A 20,042-nucleotide genomic window follows, 5' to 3' on the forward strand; every position below is an offset into this window, starting at 1 on the left:
AAATCTCAGGGAATGGAACAGAAACACCTAGGAAAGGGAGATACAGCATTCATGGCGGCCTGCGCAGGATTGATCGTTGCTAACATCTATTATTGCCAGCCACTGATTGTATTAATGGCAAAAGAATGGGGATTACATGAAAGCATAGCAGGAAGGGTCACCTATCTGACACAGATCGGATATGCTATGGGACTTTTATTATTGGTACCTCTGGGAGACATCCTCGAACGTCGCAAACAGATACTCTTCGGTACAGGTGCTGCTATTGTCGCCCTGCTGATGGCGGCCACCGCACAAAACTTTATCATTTTACAGATAGCCAGCGTATTGATTGGCGTATGTAGTATCATACCACAGCTTATCCTCCCATTGGGAGCCACCCTGGCAGCAGACCATAAACGTGGCAGTACGATCGGCGCCATAATGGCTGGTTTGCTGGTCGGCATATTAGCGTCCCGCAGTCTTAGTGGTGCAATAGGATCATTATACGGCTGGCGAGCCATGTATTACATTGCAGCTGCCGTTTGTGCCATACTCATGGTATTGATGCGCCTCCGTTTTCCTGTGAGCAGGCCATCCTTCAATGGTAACTATGGTCAGCTGATGAAATCTGTCGCCCATTATGCGATGACACAACCGCTGTTAAGACAGGCCGCTGTCACCAATGCGCTTTCCTTTGCTGTACTGAGTGCCTTCTGGGTGACCATGGTATTATTCCTCTCTGCCGCCCCTTTCGGATATAAGAGCTTTGAAATTGGGTTGTTCGGACTTGCAGGAGCCGCGGGAGCACTGGCTGCCCCACTGGTCGGAAAGATCAGTGACGGCCGCGATCCACGTAACAATATTATAATAGGACTGGTATGTGAGTTATTAAGCTTTATTGGCTTTTACTTTACCGGTAGCAGTATTTTCCTGCTGCTGGCAGGCATTATTATTCTTGACGTAGGCCATCAGGCAGTACAGGTCACCAATCAGACAATTATATATTCCATCATGCCGGAAGCCAGAAACCGTTTCAATACGGTGTTCATGACTTCTACTTTCATCGGGGGCGCAACCGGCTCAGCAATGGGACTTTTCCTCTGGAATATCGGCCACTGGCCGGCGGTATGTCTGGGTTGCAGTGCCATCATTACAGTCAATATCCTGCTTTTCTTCAGAAATAAAGCAAAAGCTGCCCGCGACGCGGCAGTAGAAATGGCGTTGCAAAAAATTTAAAGCGGCCACTGCGTCCAGCCTTTGCATGAAAGCACTTAACTTCGGTAGACAACTGTATAACCCACGTTAACGACACAAAACCGTCTACCAATGCGTAATTTCATGATCATTGAGGCCCCATCTAACCTGGGCTTGAAAGAACCGCGTCCGGGAGTGGAACCCGGTGTACGTTTTCTTCCGGAGGCTTTGCGCCGGAATGGCTTTGCCCGGGAAGCCGGCATTAATCATGTTATCAATATTCCAGCTCCACCATATACTATGGACATCGACCCTGACAGCCAGATCCGGAATGCGGATGCTATCTGCGCCTATAGTCAGTTGCTGGCGGAGAGAGTCTGCGAAGCCGTCCAAAAGGATATTATTCCTATCGTTATCGGAGGCGATTGTAGCATCCTGATAGGAACTGCCCTCGGACTGAAATGTAGCGGAGGCAGCTACGGACTATTTTCCATGGACGGGCACCATGACTATATGCTGCCTTTTCATTCCGGCACTGCCGGAGCGGCAGGTATGGGGCTGGCGATCGTTTCCGGCAACGGGCATCCTAAACTTTGTGATATTCACTCGCTGCGTCCATATATAATGGAGCAACACATCTATTCTTATGGGAACCGGGAGCTGGACGAAGAATACGTTCGGATCATCCGGGACAGTCAGGTCCATTATTATGACCTGCCATCTATCCGGGAGCGGGGGATACATGCCATAACGGCTGAATTCCTGACGATGATAGGACATGCAGGACTGGACGGATTCTGGATCCACCTCGATGTGGACATATTGGATAATGAGATCATGCCCTGTGTTGATAGTCCGGAGGAAGGCGGTCTCTCCTACCTCGAATTAGAGGAAACCCTGATCCCTTTAGTTAACTCAGGGTATTTCAAGGGAATGCATATTACGATTCTGGATCCTACCCTTGACCCCGACAATCGTTACACACGTACTTTTTCAGAGCGGCTGGCCCATCTGTTAAGACCCGTAGTGGAAGGACTGACAGTCAGTTAAAAAATCTGTTGGGTCTGATTTTTTTTATTCATAAAAAAACATACCTTCGCAGTCCTTTTCCCAGTATTTCTGTACGGGAAAATAGTTCTTACAAATATTTAAATGCGGGTGTGGTGAAATTGGTAGACACGCCAGACTTAGGATCTGGTGCTTCACGGCATGTAGGTTCGAGTCCTATCACCCGCACTTTTTTTGACGCTTAATGCAAGATGCTGACCGCTTAACGCAGAGACTGCCTCAGCATTAAGCGTTTTTTTTATCCGGCAACCGGCTTCTGAAAATTGCCATTAAGGCGCTAAGTCACCAAGTAACTCCCACATAGCTGCCATTCCTTCGTGCCTTTGTGACTTCATGGCAGAAAATACAAACAAGGAATTATTATTGCTTCATACAAGAACATTTAAACTATTATGGCAACCGTTACCAGAGAAAACATCGGTTTATTGAATGATAAGATCACTGTGAAAGTGAGCCAGGAAGATTATCTTCCCAATTTTGACAAAGCAGTAAAGCAACTCAGCAAAACCGCCAATATACCAGGATTCCGTAAAGGAATGGTACCTGTAGGCATGGTAAAAAAGATGCATGGTCAGGCCATTTTCGCGGATGAAGTACTGAAAACCGTGGAAAAAGAGTTGATGGGATATATCCAGAACGAGAAGGTGGAAATATTTGCACAACCACTGTCCCTGGATAAAGAAGCGAGAAATTTCGATATCAATAGCCCATCTGAATACAACTTCGATTTCGAAATCGGTCTGAAACCAACTTTCGAAGTGACTCCACTTGAGTCCGGAAAGACTACCCTGACCCGTTACAAAATCAAAGCTACTCCAGAAATGCTGAACGAAGAGATTGAGCGCCTGCAGTTAAGAGGTGGTAAATCTGAAGAAGTTGAAGCTATTTCTTCTGAAAATAACGTACTCGGCCTGAATGTTGTTGAAACAGACGCTCAGGGTACTCCTGTAGAGGGTGGTCTGCAGAAAGAAGTTTCTTTCCTTGTAAAGAATTTCTCTGCTGCTACTCAGAAAGAACTGCAGGGTAAGAAAAAAGATGACAGCATTGTAGTGCTGACTTCTGCTGCGATCGATGCAGATAAACTGGTGTGGTTCCAGCACGAAGTACTGGGTCTGCACGAAGATATCTCTGCGAAATACTACAAACTGACTATTACCAAGGTAGAATTAATAGAGAAAAGAGAACTGAACGAGGCGTTTTTCAAGGAAGTATTCAATGCTGAAGAAATCACCACTGAAGAAGCTTTCCGCGAAAAACTGCAATCAGAAATAGAAAAATCTTGGGATGCCGAAAGCCGCAACCGCCTGCACAACGACCTGTTCGAAGTGCTGGTTCACGAGACGCCTATTGAGCTGCCTAAGGATTTTCTGAAACGTTGGCTGCAGACTGGCGGTGAAAAACCAAAAACCGCTGAAGAAGCTGACAAAGAATATCCAGGTTTTGATCATCAGTTACGCTGGACACTCATCAGTGATAAACTGATCCGCGAAAATCAGCTGGACGTTTCTTTCGACGAGGTGAAAGAAGCTGCTAAACAGAAAGTTATGGGCTATTTTGGTGGCGCTGCTGCTACCGATGGTGCTGACTGGCTGGACAGCTACATGGAACGTCTGCTGCAGGATGAGAAATTCGTGGACCAGACTTACCGCGAAATGGTGACCCAGAAATTGTTTGATTGGGCAGAAAATAAGGTAAATGTGAAGGATGAGGAAGTAACAGCCGAAGAATTTGCTAAATTACCTAATAAACATCACCATCATGAACATTAATAACGAATTCAGGAAATATGCCATCCAGCATAGAGGGATCAGCAGCCTGGTAGTAGATAGCTATACCCGTCATCAGATCAATGCCCTGACGCCAAACATCATCGAGGAGCGCCCGATGAATATGGCAATCATGGACGTGTTTTCCCGTTTGATGATGGACCGTATCATTTTCATGGGAGACCCTGTAAATGACTACGTAGCAAATATCATTACTGCTCAGTTACTGTTCCTGGAGTCTACTGACCGTACCCGTGATATACAGATGTATATCAACAGCCCCGGCGGTAGCGTTTATGCAGGTTTAGGTATATATGACACGATGCAGATCATCGCTCCTGATGTAGCAACTATCTGTACTGGTATGGCCGCTTCTTTCGGCGCTGTACTGCTGGTAGCTGGTACAAAAGGTAAGCGTACTGCACTGAAACACGCCAGGGTTATGATTCACCAGCCTCATGGTGGTGCAGAAGGTCAGACTTCCGACATCGAAATCACTGCACGTGAGTTCGTTAAGCTGAAAAAAGAGCTGAACGAGATCATTGCTACCCATTGCGGTCAGCCAGTGAAGAAAGTGGAGAAAGACTCAGATCGTGACTATTGGATGACTGCTGATGAAGCAAAAGAATACGGCATCATCGATGACGTACTCACCAGAAATCCAAGAAAACAGCAGGAAAACAACACTCCGCAATAATAGATTACGGAAAAAGCTAAATGTAAAAGGGTGCGAAAATAACTTTTCAGCACCCTTTTTTTTATCTAAATTCCCCTTTTAACGTACCTTTGTAAGCTATGAAAGAGTCCAAAATCCGTTGCTCATTTTGCAACCGTTCAAAAGATGAAGTGCAGATACTGATTGCTGGTGCTGAAGGTCATATCTGTGAGAACTGTGTGGCAAACGCGCAGGAAATCATAGAACAGGAGCTGTTTCAGCAACAAGGCAAGAAAGCGCCTTCCCACTTTGTTCCTAAAGTGGCGAAGCCGGTAGAGATCAAGAAATTCCTGGATGAATATGTAATTGGACAGGACGACGCGAAAAAAATACTGGCCGTTGCCGTTTATAACCACTACAAACGTCTTAACCAACAAGTTGGTGATGATGATGTGGAGATAGAGAAATCCAATATCATCATGGTCGGAGAAACCGGTACAGGTAAAACCCTGCTGGCAAAATCTATCGCCCGTCTGCTTAATGTACCTTTCACTATCGTAGATGCAACCGTATTCACGGAAGCAGGTTATGTAGGTGAAGACGTAGAAAGCATCCTTACCCGCCTTCTGCAGGTATGTAACTACGATGTAGAAGCCGCTGAACGCGGTATCGTTTATATCGATGAGATCGATAAGATCGCACGTAAAAGCGATAACCCTTCCATCACCCGCGACGTAAGTGGCGAAGGTGTACAACAGGGTCTCCTCAAACTGCTTGAAGGTACCGAGGCACTCGTACCTCCACAGGGCGGTCGTAAGCATCCTGAGCAGAAGCTCATCAAGGTGAATACACAGAATATCCTGTTTATATGCGGTGGTGCATTCGATGGCGTTGACAAGATCATCAGCCGCAGAGTGCAGACACACAGTATCGGCTTCACTGTTAATACCGACAGAGAAGAAGAGAACAAAAAACACATCCTTCGCTACGTTAACTCACAGGACCTCAAGGCCTTCGGTCTGATCCCTGAACTACTGGGTCGTCTGCCGGTTGTGACTTACCTGAACTCACTCGATCATGAAGCGCTGAAAGCTATCCTGACCGAGCCGAAAAATGCACTGGTGAAACAATACAAGAAACTGTTCAAAGTAGAAGGTATTGAACTGGTGATCGAAGATAAAGCAGTGGATTACATCGTTGAAAAAGCGATGGAATATAAACTCGGCGCACGTGGTCTCCGCTCCATCTGTGAAGTGGTACTGAGTGACGCTATGTTTAACCTTCCTTCTTCTAATGAAAGCACTTTCGTACTGACAAGAGCTTATGCAGAAGAAAGACTGGATAAATCCACCCTCGTACAGCTGAAAGTCGCTTAATAAACTTACTATACTAATACTACAGGGAAATAAAAAAGGCGTTCGTAATAACGAACGCCTTTTCTTTTCTACAAGCTATCCCGCATAATCATCAGTTGCGCTTCTTCACTTCTTACCGAGACGGTATAGTAGGAGTAGCGCCCTTTCATATCTATCAATGTCACTTTAAATTTCGCGGTGCTGTCTGTGTTATGAATATGATATTTCAATGAAAACAGTGTGGGTAATTCATAGGGGGCATGCATCGTCTTATCAGCAGGCGCTATCTTCCCTTCCAGATTCTCTATAGACGTAATACGCACGTTCTTTCCTGTATGTTCCATCACTAATTCGTCCTGCTCACCGTAGCTGTTCACTTTACGCACACCAAAACTCCGCTTGTCTTCTATATGTCCTACCTCTTTGAGAGATAGGTTTTTCACCCCAAATAAGGTCATTTCCCGGCCACGTAAGGTAATTCCTCTAAGCATATCAATCCTGACCCATTCGGGCTTAATAACAGGCATATAATCATCGAATAATTCAAACAACTTGTCGCCATGATATATCTGCCCGTTTGCCGTATCTGCTACCTGTAATAACAAGGCAGAATCTTTCACGGCTAACACTTTTGCATATATCGGCCGGTCCCGCTCACCAAAGACCTTTTTACCGAACCTGAGATAGTCATTCACCACAGCATGATTAAGTTGTTCCCTGATTGAAGCCGTATTATCCCAATCTATCTGCTCACTGTTACCACTAAAGCTTTCTGTCTCTGTCCTGATGATATTGGTACCAAAGAAGCCAAGCAAACCAATTAACAACAATCCCGGTAACAGGAAACATATAAGCGGTACGCGGGGCTCATATAGCTTCCAAAGTGCTTCTTCATGCAATTGATTGACTTTATAAGCCTTCCGCTTGTTTTCCTTGCTGCGCGCAATCCATGCGGCGTCAACCGGCATGACAGGAAGGAAAAAGAGATGCAGATAATGCTGCACGTATTCAAAGCAGCTGATATCAGCCGGTACCTCCATCTTCAATTCGGAAGGATAGATTGTTTTCCGGACATAGGAATTGGTGCCAAAAATAAATAACATAAGTATGGTCTTATAATCAGGATTTCATGATAATGGATTGCATTGTATGTATTCAAAGCTGACAATATCCGGAGTAACGTATACAGTTAATACGGCAGGATCTACCTTTCTTCCTGCAAAATAATGAGGCTTATACCTGACAAGTCCGGAGTAATGCGTCATAAGATATTCGTCTCTGTGTAGTACGCTGCCAATCCTTTTGCAAGGAACACCAGAGCCACTACCGTTATCAGCATCAATGGACCCAGACAGGCCCAAAGAGAAACACGGGGATGATAGATAGCAGTCAGTTGCGCAGCTATATCTTCCGGCAATTTCTCAATGGCATTCTCTTTAGTACGTGCATACCAGCCGGCCTGTGTGGGTATCACCGGTATCTGACAAATGTGAAAATAATACTGGATATATTCAAGCTGCAACGCACAAGGTATTGCATCAATGCATCCTGCCTCTTCTTTGGATAGGGCTCGTCTTGTAAAATGACGGATTCCAACAGGTATTCTGCTCATAGGTATAGGGGATTGCTCCGGCAAAAATAGAATATAATTCATACTTACTGCATTTTCTCCTACCTTTAAACTCAAAGCAATACGATATGGACCTCTTAAAAGAACTTCAAGAAAAAGCCGGACTCTCCAATGAGCAGGCAGTGAAAACTTTCGAAATACTGAAAGAGTATGTAAGGGGGAAAGTGCCCGTATTCCTGTCCGGTACAGTTGAAAAATGGTTTGCCGATATTGAAAAAAGAGCAGGCACCAGCGGCACAACCGATGAAAGTAAAGAAAATGATTTCCTGGAGCACTAAGTAAACCAGGTAAAAGGATAATAAAAGGCCGATCTGTCTGAGACAGATCGGCCTTTTTCCTTTTCGTCCGGTAGTCGATCACATACCCGGGACTTACTAACAGTTAGAGCGATCGTTTATACACTCTTCGCAGGACAAAAAAACATCCGCTTTGTGGAAGCGGATGCTTTTCTTGTGGGTTGCGTAAAAATGTTTCGATTGTCTTTCTTTTTGTTGAAGGTTGATAAATGGTAAAGAGTGATGAATTAACCCAAATTTAACGTTCTTAATCCACAATTCCATCACCCTAAGCCACTAACAGTCATTTTTTTGCAAAAAAAGATAACAATAATCTTCACATTATAATTTTAAAATATAGTTAACCAACTATTGCATAGTGTCGTAACAAGTATTTTACCCACTAATAATATTTTGATCAGAATATATATTTTGTTGATAAAAAGTTTGAAGTCTGATCATTTACGATGCGATTGAGCAAATTTTTATTCATTTCTGATTGTTTAGTGGCAACCATTGAACGAATCGAAAATGCACGCAAAGCATCTGGTACACTCAATGTACCCTCCGCAGAATCCTTACGTCCTGTGAACGGATATACGTCAGGCCCACGTTGACACTGACAGTTAATATTAACACGGCTAACCTGATTTACCAGCGGGTCTATCAGCGACGCCAGTTCGTCTGCATCATTGGAGAATAGACTTACCTGTTGACCGTGATCAGATTCAATCAGATATTCGATCGGTGTTTCGATATCGTCAAATGGTAATACCGGAATCACCGGACCAAACTGTTCTTCTCTGTATAATTTCATTTTATTGTTTACCGGATATAACACCGCCGGGTACACGAATGATTCATAGGAAGCACCTCCATTTTCATTAACGATTTTTGCACCATTGGCAATTGCGTCGTCAATACATTCCTTCAGATATGCCGGTTTCTGTGGTTCAGGCAATGGAGTCAGGAAAACGCCTTTCTCCCACGGCATACCCACCTTCAGCTGACTGATAGCGGCACTCAGCTTCTGCAGGAACACATCTGCCACTTTGCTGTGTACAAATACGATCTTCAGGGCTGTACAACGCTGTCCGTTAAATGATAATGACCCCAGCACCGTTTCCTGTACAGCAAGATCAAGATCTGCCTTATCAGAGATAATCGCGGCATTTTTAGCATCCAGTCCGAGGATTGCTCTCAGGCGGTTAACTTTCGGATGCATTTTCTTCAGCTGGTTAGCAACTCTGCTGCTACCGATCAGCGTCAGTACATTGATCTTACCAGTTTCCATTAACGGACCGATAATCACATTACCACGACCATAGATCGTATTCACCACTCCTTTCGGGAAACAGCCTGCAAAAGCTTCCAGCAACGGATAATGTAATAAAGTACCGTGTTTCGGAGGTTTGAACAATATTGTATTACCCATGATCAGCGCGGGGATCAGTGTTGTAAAGGTTTCATTCAGCGGGTAGTTGAACGGTCCCATACAAAGCACTACTCCTAGTGGAGAACGCCTGATCTGGGCGATAATACCCTGCTCAATTTCAAAACGGCTGGAATTGCGATCCAGATCTTTGAGGGCATCTATGGTAGTGTTGATATATTCTATAGTACGGTCAAACTCTTTAACGGAGTCGGCATAAGATTTACCGATTTCCCACATGATGAGCTGAACGATCTCCGGCTTCTTTTCAATCATCTTGCCCGTGAATTTCTCCATGCAGGCAATACGCTCAGGAACCGGCATTGTAGGCCATTCACCACGGCCGTCATTATAAGCGAGTACTGCTGCATCCAATGCAGCCATCGCCTCTTCAGGGCCGCATAAAGGATAGGATCCAATCACTTTTCTCTCCAGTCCGTTTGCTGTCTGAATACAGATGGGAGATAACACTGTATGCACATCGCCATTCCATGGTTTCATTTCACCACCTGAAAGGTATTCCCGCTGATGTACTTCTTTCTCCAGCCTGTATTCGGCAGGAATTGCGTCAGCTGTAGGGAACATTTGGTGTAGTTGTTCTTCAAAGCTCATGACATAGTTAATTTAGTCAGATGAAGATAAGAAAAGGTGGGAAGAGAGTATAGTCCCTGAGCGCCAGTCTTTGAAATTGATAACTATTTCTTTCTTTCATACAAGAAATAACAGTACATAGACACTAAAACAAGCCTGTAAATACATAAAAAAACCGCCGGGAGACTCCCCGACGGTGTGACCACTTATACGAATCTGTTAATATTATTTTAATGCTTCACGGGCAATCACCAGTTTCTGTATTTCAGAAGTGCCCTCTCCTATTGTACACAACTTCGCATCCCGATAGAATTTCTCTACAGGGAAATCTTTTGTATAACCATATCCACCAAAGATCTGTACCGCATCATTTGCTGCTTTCACAGCTACCTCAGAGGCATAATATTTTGCCATAGCAGCATGCTGGGTCACCTTCGCGCCTCTCGTTTTACCATCAGCCGCCTGCATGGTCAGTAATTCGGCAGCCATGATCTCTGTTGCCATATCCGCCAGTTTAAAAGAGATACCTTGAAAACTGGCAATTGGTTTATCGAACTGATGTCTTTCCTGTGCATATTTCAAAGCGGCTTCATAAGCGCCTTTTGCGATACCGAGAGAAAGCGCAGCGATAGAGATACGACCGCCATCCAATACTTTCATAGACTGGATAAAGCCATCACCTTCGTTACCCAGCATATTCGCGGCCGGGATACGACAATTGTCAAATATCATTTCTGCGGTTTCAGAAGCCCGCATCCCCAGCTTATTTTCCTTTTTGCCACCACTGAAACCCGGTGTTCCTCTTTCTACCACAAAAGCACTCATGCCGTGGCTATCTCTGACATCTCCGGTTCTCGCGATCACAACGGCAACATCTCCGCTTTTGCCATGTGTGATCCAGCATTTGGTACCGTTGAGCACCCACTCATCTCCTTCCTTACGTGCTACGCATTTCATATTCATAGCATCAGAACCGGTATTAGGCTCTGTCAGGCCCCAGGCGCCTATCCATTCAGCACTGGCCAGCTTAGGCAGATAACGTTGTTTCTGCTCTTCTGATCCGAATTGTAGAATATGGCCGGTACAAAGTGAGTTATGTGCGGCTACACTTAATCCGATAGCGCCACAGATCTTTGCTATTTCACTGATGACGGTGACATATTCCAGATATCCCAGACCACTGCCACCATATTTTTCGGGCACAAGTACGCCCATCAACCCCAGTTCTCCCAACTGTTTGAATAACTCTACAGGAAAAGATTGATTCTCATCCCATTCAAGGATATAGGGCTGCATATGTGTCTTTCCAAAATCGCGAATCACCTGTGTAATCTGCTGCTGCATTTCAGTGGGCTCAAAGTTCATAATGGGGAATTTTCTGTTTTGATGTAATGTTCAATTTTACGATAAATACTATCATCTACCAATGGTATGCCAAGAAGGTCTTCCGGTCGCCTGAAAGCCCCGTGGTTACTGCGATACAGTATGATTAACCGCGCCAGTTTATAGCGGATATATGGATGTTGGGCCAAAGATTTTTCATCCGTCTGATTGAGGTCCAGTTTTTTTAGTGAAACCGTAGACATTTTCAAATACGGTTGAATTTTATTAAATGTACTGTCCGGCAATCCGAAAGTCTCAGCTATTTGCGCAACAGCATAGAATCCGCCCAGCTTATCCCTGAATTTCACAATGCGCGCTGCCAGCACCGGCCCTATACCGGGAAGTGCTTCCCATAACATTGAATCAGCGGTGTTAATATCCAGATCAGGAGTGCGCTTTGCCCCTTTATAGGGCAAACCCGTTCTCAATGAAGGCCCTGATGGATATCCGGAATCTTTTCTTACTGCTGCGGATGCAATACGCACATATGGCAACAAAGCATTGGCAAGTACAGGCGATAATCCATAGATCCGTAGCAGATCTTCTTTACGGCGAAACCGTCCTCCTTTTTCACGATAGCGTGCTATCGTCCGGATCGTCCGCTCAGGCACTCCCATTACAGCCCATCCAGCCGCATCAATGGTATTTGGATCAAAATACTGGTAATGTCTTACACTATCACTACTGGCAACAGTAGTCACTGACAGGGACGAACGGAATGCCCTGACTTCAGCCAGCCAAGTGCTGTCTGTATTCAGAGCCGCCGGTGGCACACAATACTCCCATAAAGCAGGTGTTACTGCACAGATACCTGTTACTAATAACAGTAATAAAATTCCTTGCCGTTCTTTCGCGGAAAAGCTGCAATACGCCTTCCATAACGCCTGCTTCATGGGTTAACGATTTTAAAGCAGGGCAAGTTATCGTATAAACAGCCGGAATTGGTTAATACGAAGTTAAACTCTCCTGAGAATAATTGATGCTGTCAGCGAAGGCGTACAGTCCATTACCTTACAGTATGCAAATGATTCTCTGGGCGCAAGTTCAAACCTGATTTTATCACCCGGATGCAGCCCATCTCCAATATGGCCTGTACCGGCAACGTGTGCTTCAAAAACATGTTCATAACGTGCTCCGTTGTGACAGTTGGTCCAGGCGACACCATAGTCGCGGTTAGTGACTGCTACAACAGTTGTTGTGCAGGACTGATATACAACGACGCCTTCATAATATTGATCGTCATCTTTACGACATCCGCTGAAGAGCAGACATAAGATGGCACTGCATAACAAAAAAGGAGCTGATCGCATATAGATAAAATTTTGAGGTTAATTGCCGGTGATAACAATCGTCTCATAGTTAATAGGGCCACAATCACCCATATCGCATTTCATCTCTGGTTCTCTTTCGATGATATTAAAATTAAATTCAGCTTCTGCCGCTATGCCATTCCTGTTGATAATATTTACACCGATGATATGCTGGTAGGTCTTCTGATCATGACAATTGGTCCAATCCGTACCAATATCTTTATTCATCACCTGAACAACCGTTGTTGCACAGGAGGAATAGACAATCTTACCTCTTAATCCTTTCTGCAGGATTGTTTTTTCCTGAACGTCATTTTTGCTACAGCCGGGAGCTACCATCAGGAGGCTGCTTATCAGTATCATCGCTGATAAAGGTTTCATGTAAGGGATATTTTAATCAGTTGTAGGTAATATGTATCGTTGCTGATACTGAAGAAGCACAATCCGTCACTTCTTTTTAGTCCTTTTTCTAATGCGGATTTATCCTTATTCTTATCACAGGCAGAGAGAAACAGGAACAGCCCTGTTAACGACAGTGAAACAGATACAAATCGCATAGATGAGGATTTCCAGTAAAACGGCCATTACCGGCAGAAAGTTACAATATCACTTCCAGTCCGTCGTAGGCGAGCGCCATGCCATGCGGCAGTTCTGCGGACACTTCTTCATGTAATCCCAGCTGATGACTGATATGTGTAAAATAAACCTGTGGAACGCCCAGCTCTCTGGCTAACTCCATGCCTTCGGCAAGCGTAAAATGGGAGATATGTTTTTCTTTTCTGAGGGTGTTCAATACCAGCACTTTGGAGCCGATAATCTTCTTTTTTTCCTCTTCGGCGATGAAGTTGGCGTCCGTGATATAAGTAAAATCATTAAAACGAAATCCCATCACCGGCATCAGGTGATGCATTACATTGATAGGGGTAATATCCAGTCCGTTGACATTGAAAGGCGCGCTGGTCAGTGTACGCAGATCTAACTCCGGAATACCGGGATATTTCTGCTCCGCAAATGCATAGGAAAACTCATTGCGGATCACCTGCTGACTGAATTCGGTCGCATAAATATCAATAGCCCTCTGCTGGAAATAATTAAAAGCACGGATATCATCCATACCGGCAATGTGGTCCTTATGTGAATGGGTAATCAGGACCGCCTCAAGGTGTTTTACACCGGCTCTCAACATCTGATAACGGAAATCCGGTGTGGTGTCTACCACAATATTGCCGGCGGGCGTATCACTGATCAGGATGCTGCTGCGGAGACGCTTATCCTTTGAGTTGGAGGAAGTGCAGACCTGACAGCCACAGGCGATTACAGGTACGCCCTGTGATGTACCTGTGCCTAAAAAGGTTACTTTCAATTTTCTGAAGGTTGTTCGGGTGAAGGTGATTTTTCTTCGGTATTGTCTTCTGCTTCCGGAGCATTCCTGTTTTCCAGCACCTGTTTGTACAGTTTCAGGGACTCAGGAGACAGCATGGTTTCATCCAGTTCCATGCCACCAAGGATATCAAGGAGGGTATTGATACGGCCTTCCAGATTAAGGAATTTGTTGACTACAACCACCTTCTTGTGCTCAAGTACACAATAGCCTGAGTTAAACGTTCCTTTTTCGAAACGCAACTCATACTTAGCCTCTCCAAATATTTTTTCGAGGCGGGTCAGGTTATTGGGCGTGACTTTAAAATTCATTCGACAAAAATAAAGAAAAAGTCGGGAGCTCCTATTTACTCACCAGTCTGGCTACCGGCACAATCACTTCTTCAAGTGAAATACCGCCATGCTGGAAAGTATTCCGGTAGAAATTAACGAAGTAATTATAGTTGTTAGGATAGCAGAGATAGCCGTCTTCTTTGGCGAAGATATAAGATGAGTTCACATTGGGCCTTGGTAGTCCGGCCTCCTTAGGATCTCTGAACGCCAGTACTTCCTTCGCCTCATAGTTAAGGTTACGGCCATGTTTGTAACGAAGATTGGTAGTGGTCTGCTTGTCTCCTATTACTTTGATCGGTGTTTTTACACGTACGTTGCCATGATCAGTCGCAATGATCAGGTTTATTTTCTTGTCTGAGAGTTTTCTCAGCGCCTGATGCAGCGGAGAGTGTTCAAACCAGCTGGCGGTAATAGAGCGGTAAGACATTTCATCTGCTGCCAGCTCCTTCAGGACCTCCATTTCTGTACGCGCGTGACTGAGCATATCCACAAAGTTGTACACAATGACATTCAATGGATAGGCCATCAGGTTATGAATATTGTTAACCAGATGTTGCCCGTCGTTATGGGTGGTCACCTTTGTATAGGAAAACCGTGTATCCATTTTCAGGCGACGCAGCTGATCAGCAAAGAAGTGTTCCTCATGAAGGTTTTTCCCTCCTTCCTCATCATCATTTTTCCATTCCTGCGGAAAACGGCTTTCAATGTCTATAGGCAGCATTCCCGCAAAGATGGCATTACGGCTGTACTGGGTTGAAGTAGGCAGAATACTGTAAAAAGTATCTTCCTGCACCAGCCGGAACGATTCCAGGAAGATAGGCAGTATTGCCTTCCACTGGTCCAGACGCAGGTTATCTATAATAATAACAAAATTGGGCACCTCGCTATCAAGGGCAGGAACGATCTTATCCCGGAACAGGGTATGCGACATAACCGGCGCGTCCTTCGCCTTGGGACTCACCCAACTGGCATAATTACGGCTGATAAATTTGGCGAACTCGGTATTTGCCTCCGCCTTCTGGGTATTGAGCACTTCCAGCATTTCGGGGCTATTGGTTTTACCCATCTCCATTTCCCAGTATACCAGCTTCTTATAAATATCCATCCATTCATTATAGTCAGGATTGGAGTTAAGCGCCATAAACAGACTACGGAACTCCTGCTGGTACGCGATGGTGGTCTTTTCAGCTACCAGACGCTTGTTGTCGATGATCTTTTTCAAGGACAATAACACCTGATTAGGATTCACGGGTTTGATCAGGTAATCTGTGATCTGTGAACCGATCGCTTCGTCCATCACATTCTCTGCCTCATTCTTGGTGATCATCACAACCGGAATCTGCTGATCAATCTCTTTGATCTTACCCAGCGTTTCCAATCCGGTTATACCCGGCATAGACTCATCCAGCAGAACCACATCTACCACCTGTTCCTTCAGGAACTCAAGCGCATCGTACCCATTGGTGAGTGCCGAAACTTTATAACCCTTTGTTTCCAGGAACATGATCTGTGATTTCAGTGACTCTATCTCATCATCTACCCAAAGTATATTTATTTGACTCATTCAAGTATGGTATTTATAGTAAGGTAAAGAATAGTTGGCGCTGACAACTATAGTACTCAAGTTAACATTTCATTTGGTCAAAAACCGTTCCTCCGCCTTTCGGGGGACACAATAAATTGTTAAAAAACAACATGTTCTGTAAGCTGTCGTCAAATATTAATAATTTCGATCATAAAAATAGTTAAAATAGCGGGTAAGATAGGGGAAAGACTCCCCTCGTGCGTCTATACATTAGAAAAAGTTACAGATAATAATTCCTTAACGTAGCTTTGTCTGGCTAAAGGAGAACGGTCAATGGCAGAACGCAAGCGTAAAATTGTAAACGATCCGGTATATGGTTTCATTACGATCGACCATCCACTGATCTTTACATTGATTTCCCATCCATATTATCAGCGCCTGCGCAGGATCCATCAGATGGCGCTGGCGCATCTGGTTTATCCGGGCGCAATGCATACCCGTTTCCATCATAGTATGGGAGCCTATCATCTGATGTGTTGTGCGCTTTCCGAACTGAAGGGGAAGGGAGTGGAGATAACGGAAGAAGAAGAGGTTGCTGCAAAGATGGCCATACTTTTGCATGATATAGGTCATGGACCGTATTCACATGCTTTGGAGAACGGCATTATTGAAGGCGTATCGCATGAAGAAATCAGCCAGTGGCTGATGGAGGAGCTGAATAAGGAGATGAATGGGGCACTGACGCTGACAATAGAGATATTCAACGGCCGGTACCACAAGACTTTCTTGCACCAGCTGGTATCGAGTCAGTTGGATGTAGACAGAATGGACTACCTCAACAGGGACAGCTTTTATACGGGTGTTTCCGAAGGGGTAATCAGCTATGACAGGATTATAAAGATGCTGACTGTACACCGTGGTGAGCTCATGGTGGAAGAGAAAGGGATCTATTCAATAGAAAAGTTCATTATAGCGAGGAGGCTGATGTACTGGCAGGTATACCTGCATAAAACAGTATTGAGCGCGGAGAATCTGCTGGTTAAGATATTGCGCAGGGCCAAAGAACTGGCTTTACAGGGAGATACGCTCTTTGCCTCACCGGCGCTGCAATATTTTCTATACCATAATATTACCGCTGCCAACTTTGAACAGGAACCGTCCTGTCTGCAGCAGTTCTGCCTGCTGGATGACTATGATATTATGGGGGCCATTAAAGTTTGGTCGCAACATCCTGACAAAGTACTCTCCTTATTATGTAAATGGCTCATTGACAGGAACTTATTTAAATGCGTCCTGAATAGTGAGGCATTTGATATGGAAAGTATCCAGTTGCTGAAACAAAAGGTACAGCGGGAATATGGCATCAGTGGCGCTGACCTGGATTATTTTGTTTTTACCGGAACTGCCTGCCTCAGCACATATAATATGAATAATGAGAAGATTAACATTCTTTTCAAAGACGGCACCGTAAAAGACATTTCCTCCATTGATAATGCCCTGATTAGTCATACTCTGGCTATACCCGTAAAAAAATTCTACATTTGTCATCCAAAAATCTGATGAATGGCTAATTATCAATTAAGAATAAAAAAAATACGATAGGCAAATTGAGCGTTTTGATAGCTGGTCAGATTCGGATAACATTATTAATTAATAACTATGCAGTTTAGCGCATTACAATTGGCTACCATGTTGGATGGTAAGCTGGAAGGCAACCCGGACGTAAAAGTGAGCAACATCGCCAAGATCGAAGAGGCGGGTGAAGGGATGCTCAGCTTTATCGCCAATCCTAAATACGAAGAGTTTATCTATACGACCAATGCCTCCATACTGATAGTGAATGAGAGCCTTGTAACGGAAAAACCTGTAAAATCGACGCTTATCAGGGTAAAAGACGCCTACAGCGCCTTCGCCCTTTTACTTGAAAAATATAAGCAGATCATGAGTAATAAGACGGGTATTCAACAGCCGTCTCATATTCCTGCGTCTGTAAAAACCGGACAGAACGTTTTCATCGGTGCTTTTGCATATCTGGGTGAGAATGTTGTGCTCGGCAATAATGTGAAGATCTACCCCGGCGTATATCTGGGAGATAATGTGATCGTAAAAGATGATACTACTCTCTTTCCCGGCGTAAAAGTGTACGAAAACTGTGTACTGGGTAGCCGGGTAATCCTGCACGCCGGTTGTGTAATCGGAGGAGATGGTTTTGGCTTCGCACCTCAGCCTGATGGCACTTATAAAAAAGTACCTCAGATCGGTAATGTTATCATCCACGATGATGTTGAGATCGGCGCGAATACAACCATTGACCGTGCAACAATGGGTTCTACTATCATCCGTCAGGGCGTAAAGCTGGATAACCTGATCCAGATCGCGCACAACGTAGATGTGGACACCAATACTGTTATCGCAGCACAGACCGGTATTTCCGGTAGCACTAAAATTGGTAAGAACTGTGTGATCGGTGGTCAGGTTGGTCTGGTTGGACATATCCAGCTGGCTGATGGAACCAAGATCAATGCACAGAGTGGCCTGTCCAAATCTATTGCAGAACCGAATTCAGCCCTTATGGGATCTCCTGCTTTTGATTATAAAAGCTCCTTAAAAAGTCAGGCAATTTTTAGAAATTTGCCCGATCTGGAAAAGCGTGTGAAGGAATTGGAAGACATGGTTAAACAACTGCTTTCCGTGCGGGAAGGTGTTTGATGATTAAAAGTTAGGACAAACAGTTATAAAAAAATATGGATAATCAACAGTCGTCTAACCAACACACGATAAAAGACCCAGTTACGATATCGGGTGTTGGTTTACACACAGGAGCCCATGTAAATATGACTCTGAAGCCGGCTAACCCCGGTTATGGTATTAGGTTTCAACGTGTGGATCTGCCGGCGCAACCTGTAGTAAAAGCCGATGTGGATTATGTTGTGGATACATCCCGCAGCACAACGCTCGAACACAATGGCGCCCGCGTAAGTACGATAGAACACATTATGGCTGCACTGGTTGGTACCGGAGTAGACAATGTACACATCGAAATCGATGGTCCTGAAATTCCTATTATGGATGGTAGTTCCTACCCTTTTATCCAGAAAATAGAGGAAGCAGGTATTGCAGAACAGGATGCGAAAAAAATATGGTATACAATTGATACCAACATCAGCTTCTACGACGATAAAAAGAACGTAGAAATGGTAGCATTACCAGCTGTTGACTATCGCATCACCTGCATGATCGATTTCAACTCACCGATATTAGGTACACAGCACGCTAATCTTAATAGTCTGCAGGATTTCAAACAGGAAGTAGCGCCATGTCGCACCTTCGTATTCCTGCACGAACTGGAATACCTGATATCCAACAATCTGATCAAAGGCGGCGATATCAACAATGCTATCGTCATCGTAGATAAAGCGGTTAGTGAAGAACAACTGGGCCATCTGGCAAAAGTATTCAACCGTGAACATATCAGTGTAGCACAAAGAGAAGGCATCCTCAATAATATCCAGCTTCACTTCCCGAATGAACCGGCACGTCATAAACTGCTGGACATCGTAGGTGACCTGGCACTGGTGGGCGTTCCTATCAAGGCGCATATCATTGCTAACCGTCCCGGACATGCTTCCAATGTGGAATTTGCCCGTAAGATCAAGCAATATATCAAGAAGAACAAGCATATCAAAGATATGCCTGTGTACGATCCTAATAAACCAGCTGTCTTCGACTTACCACGTATTGAAAGAACACTGCCGCATCGTTTTCCGATGTTGCTGGTGGACAAGATCATCGATCTTACTGATACGCAGGTAGTAGGTATCAAGAACGTTACCTTCAACGAGCCATTCTTCCAGGGACACTTCCCCAGTAATCCGGTTATGCCGGGCGTACTTCAGGTGGAAGCTTTGGCACAATGTGGTGGCATTCTTGCTCTCAGCACCGTTCCTGACCCTCATAATTACGATACCTACTTCGTTAAGATAGACAACTGTAAGTTCAAGCAGAAAGTAGTTCCGGGAGATACCATGATCCTGAAGATGGAATTACTAAGCCCTATCAGGAGAGGTATAGTGGAAATGAGAGGAACCGTATTTGTAGGGAACAAGGTAGTAACCGAAGGTGACCTGACCGCTCAAATCATTAAAACAAGAGAAAGCTAAACC

At 44.6% G+C, this 20,042-nt stretch carries 19 protein-coding genes and 1 tRNA gene; 10 read left to right on the plus strand and 10 right to left on the minus strand.

Annotated elements, in window-relative coordinates; genetic code table 11:
- Nucleotides 1-12: 12 nt before the first annotated feature.
- The 6 genes from FEF09_RS10270 (at nt 13) to clpX (ending at nt 6,041) form a co-directional block, all read left to right on the plus strand.
- A complete protein-coding gene (locus FEF09_RS10270) occupies nt 13-1,218 on the plus strand; it encodes an MFS transporter (protein ID WP_186774277.1) in 1,206 nt (401 codons plus the stop codon).
- 90 nt (nt 1,219-1,308) lie between these two features.
- Entirely contained in the window at nt 1,309-2,226 is a 918-nt protein-coding gene (locus FEF09_RS10275) for an arginase family protein (RefSeq protein ID WP_146305029.1), read from the plus strand.
- 104 nt (nt 2,227-2,330) lie between these two features.
- Nucleotides 2,331-2,412, plus strand: a tRNA-Leu gene (locus FEF09_RS10280).
- A gap of 224 nt (nt 2,413-2,636) precedes the next feature.
- Entirely contained in the window at nt 2,637-4,013 is a 1,377-nt protein-coding gene (locus FEF09_RS10285; RefSeq protein ID WP_146305030.1) for a trigger factor, read from the plus strand.
- Nucleotides 4,003-4,707 carry an ATP-dependent Clp endopeptidase proteolytic subunit ClpP gene (gene clpP, locus FEF09_RS10290; protein WP_012788968.1) on the plus strand — a complete coding sequence of 235 codons (705 nt, stop codon included), beginning with the start codon at nt 4,003-4,005 and terminating at the stop codon, nt 4,705-4,707. Before FEF09_RS10285 ends, clpP begins: the two co-directional genes overlap by 11 nt.
- A 98-nt stretch (nt 4,708-4,805) precedes the next feature.
- A complete protein-coding gene (gene clpX / locus FEF09_RS10295; RefSeq protein ID WP_146305031.1) occupies nt 4,806-6,041 on the plus strand; it encodes an ATP-dependent Clp protease ATP-binding subunit ClpX in 1,236 nt (411 codons plus the stop codon).
- Nucleotides 6,042-6,109: 68 nt separating this feature from the next.
- Here the strand turns inward: clpX and FEF09_RS10300 are convergent, their stop codons facing one another.
- The gene (locus tag FEF09_RS10300) at nt 6,110-7,123 is read right to left on the minus strand and encodes a hypothetical protein (protein WP_146305032.1); all 1,014 of its coding nucleotides are present in this window, start codon (nt 7,121-7,123) and stop codon (nt 6,110-6,112) included.
- Nucleotides 7,124-7,281: 158 nt separating this feature from the next.
- Nucleotides 7,282-7,632 (minus strand): hypothetical protein, encoded by a 351-nt coding sequence (locus FEF09_RS10305; RefSeq protein ID WP_146305033.1) that lies wholly within the window; start codon nt 7,630-7,632, stop codon nt 7,282-7,284.
- An 86-nt stretch (nt 7,633-7,718) separates the two neighbouring features.
- Here FEF09_RS10305 and FEF09_RS10310 point away from each other — a divergent pair, with 86 nt between their 5' ends.
- Entirely contained in the window at nt 7,719-7,928 is a 210-nt protein-coding gene (locus FEF09_RS10310; protein ID WP_012788964.1) for a hypothetical protein, read from the plus strand.
- 415 nt (nt 7,929-8,343) lie between these two features.
- On the opposite strand, the gene FEF09_RS10315 is transcribed toward FEF09_RS10310, so the two are convergent.
- From FEF09_RS10315 to FEF09_RS10350, 8 genes are all read right to left on the minus strand, one after another.
- On the minus strand, nt 8,344-9,969 hold the full coding sequence (locus FEF09_RS10315; RefSeq protein WP_146305034.1) for an NADP-dependent glyceraldehyde-3-phosphate dehydrogenase: 1,626 nt from the start codon (nt 9,967-9,969) through the stop codon (nt 8,344-8,346).
- 204 nt (nt 9,970-10,173) lie between these two features.
- Nucleotides 10,174-11,313 carry an acyl-CoA dehydrogenase family protein gene (locus FEF09_RS10320; RefSeq protein WP_146305035.1) on the minus strand — a complete coding sequence of 380 codons (1,140 nt, stop codon included), beginning with the start codon at nt 11,311-11,313 and terminating at the stop codon, nt 10,174-10,176.
- The gene (locus FEF09_RS10325; RefSeq protein WP_146305036.1) at nt 11,310-12,224 is read right to left on the minus strand and encodes a ComEA family DNA-binding protein; all 915 of its coding nucleotides are present in this window, start codon (nt 12,222-12,224) and stop codon (nt 11,310-11,312) included. Before FEF09_RS10325 ends, FEF09_RS10320 begins: the two co-directional genes overlap by 4 nt.
- A gap of 63 nt (nt 12,225-12,287) precedes the next feature.
- A complete protein-coding gene (locus FEF09_RS10330) occupies nt 12,288-12,641 on the minus strand; it encodes a hypothetical protein (protein ID WP_146305037.1) in 354 nt (117 codons plus the stop codon).
- An 18-nt stretch (nt 12,642-12,659) separates the two neighbouring features.
- A complete protein-coding gene (locus FEF09_RS10335; RefSeq protein ID WP_146305038.1) occupies nt 12,660-13,022 on the minus strand; it encodes a hypothetical protein in 363 nt (120 codons plus the stop codon).
- 217 nt (nt 13,023-13,239) lie between these two features.
- Nucleotides 13,240-14,004 (minus strand): MBL fold metallo-hydrolase, encoded by a 765-nt coding sequence (locus tag FEF09_RS10340; protein ID WP_146305039.1) that lies wholly within the window; start codon nt 14,002-14,004, stop codon nt 13,240-13,242.
- Nucleotides 14,001-14,333, minus strand: coding sequence for a hypothetical protein (locus FEF09_RS10345; RefSeq protein WP_146305040.1), 333 nt, complete (start codon nt 14,331-14,333; stop codon nt 14,001-14,003). The genes FEF09_RS10340 and FEF09_RS10345 overlap by 4 nt, the downstream gene beginning before the upstream one ends.
- A 31-nt stretch (nt 14,334-14,364) precedes the next feature.
- Complete coding sequence (locus tag FEF09_RS10350; RefSeq protein WP_146305041.1) at nt 14,365-15,918, minus strand: response regulator; 1,554 nt, start codon at nt 15,916-15,918, stop codon at nt 14,365-14,367.
- Nucleotides 15,919-16,212: 294 nt separating this feature from the next.
- Between FEF09_RS10350 and FEF09_RS10355 the strand changes: the two genes are divergently transcribed.
- From FEF09_RS10355 to FEF09_RS10365, 3 genes are all read left to right on the plus strand, one after another.
- Complete coding sequence (locus tag FEF09_RS10355; RefSeq protein ID WP_146305042.1) at nt 16,213-17,439, plus strand: HD domain-containing protein; 1,227 nt, start codon at nt 16,213-16,215, stop codon at nt 17,437-17,439.
- 99 nt (nt 17,440-17,538) lie between these two features.
- Complete coding sequence (gene lpxD, locus FEF09_RS10360) at nt 17,539-18,588, plus strand: UDP-3-O-(3-hydroxymyristoyl)glucosamine N-acyltransferase (protein ID WP_146305043.1); 1,050 nt, start codon at nt 17,539-17,541, stop codon at nt 18,586-18,588.
- Nucleotides 18,589-18,623: 35 nt separating this feature from the next.
- Nucleotides 18,624-20,039, plus strand: coding sequence for a bifunctional UDP-3-O-[3-hydroxymyristoyl] N-acetylglucosamine deacetylase/3-hydroxyacyl-ACP dehydratase (locus tag FEF09_RS10365; RefSeq protein ID WP_146305044.1), 1,416 nt, complete (start codon nt 18,624-18,626; stop codon nt 20,037-20,039).
- The last annotated feature ends 3 nt before the right edge of the window (nt 20,040-20,042 follow it).

This window comes from Chitinophaga pinensis (assembly GCF_007896845.1).
Lineage (GTDB): Bacteria > Bacteroidota > Bacteroidia > Chitinophagales > Chitinophagaceae > Chitinophaga > Chitinophaga pinensis_C.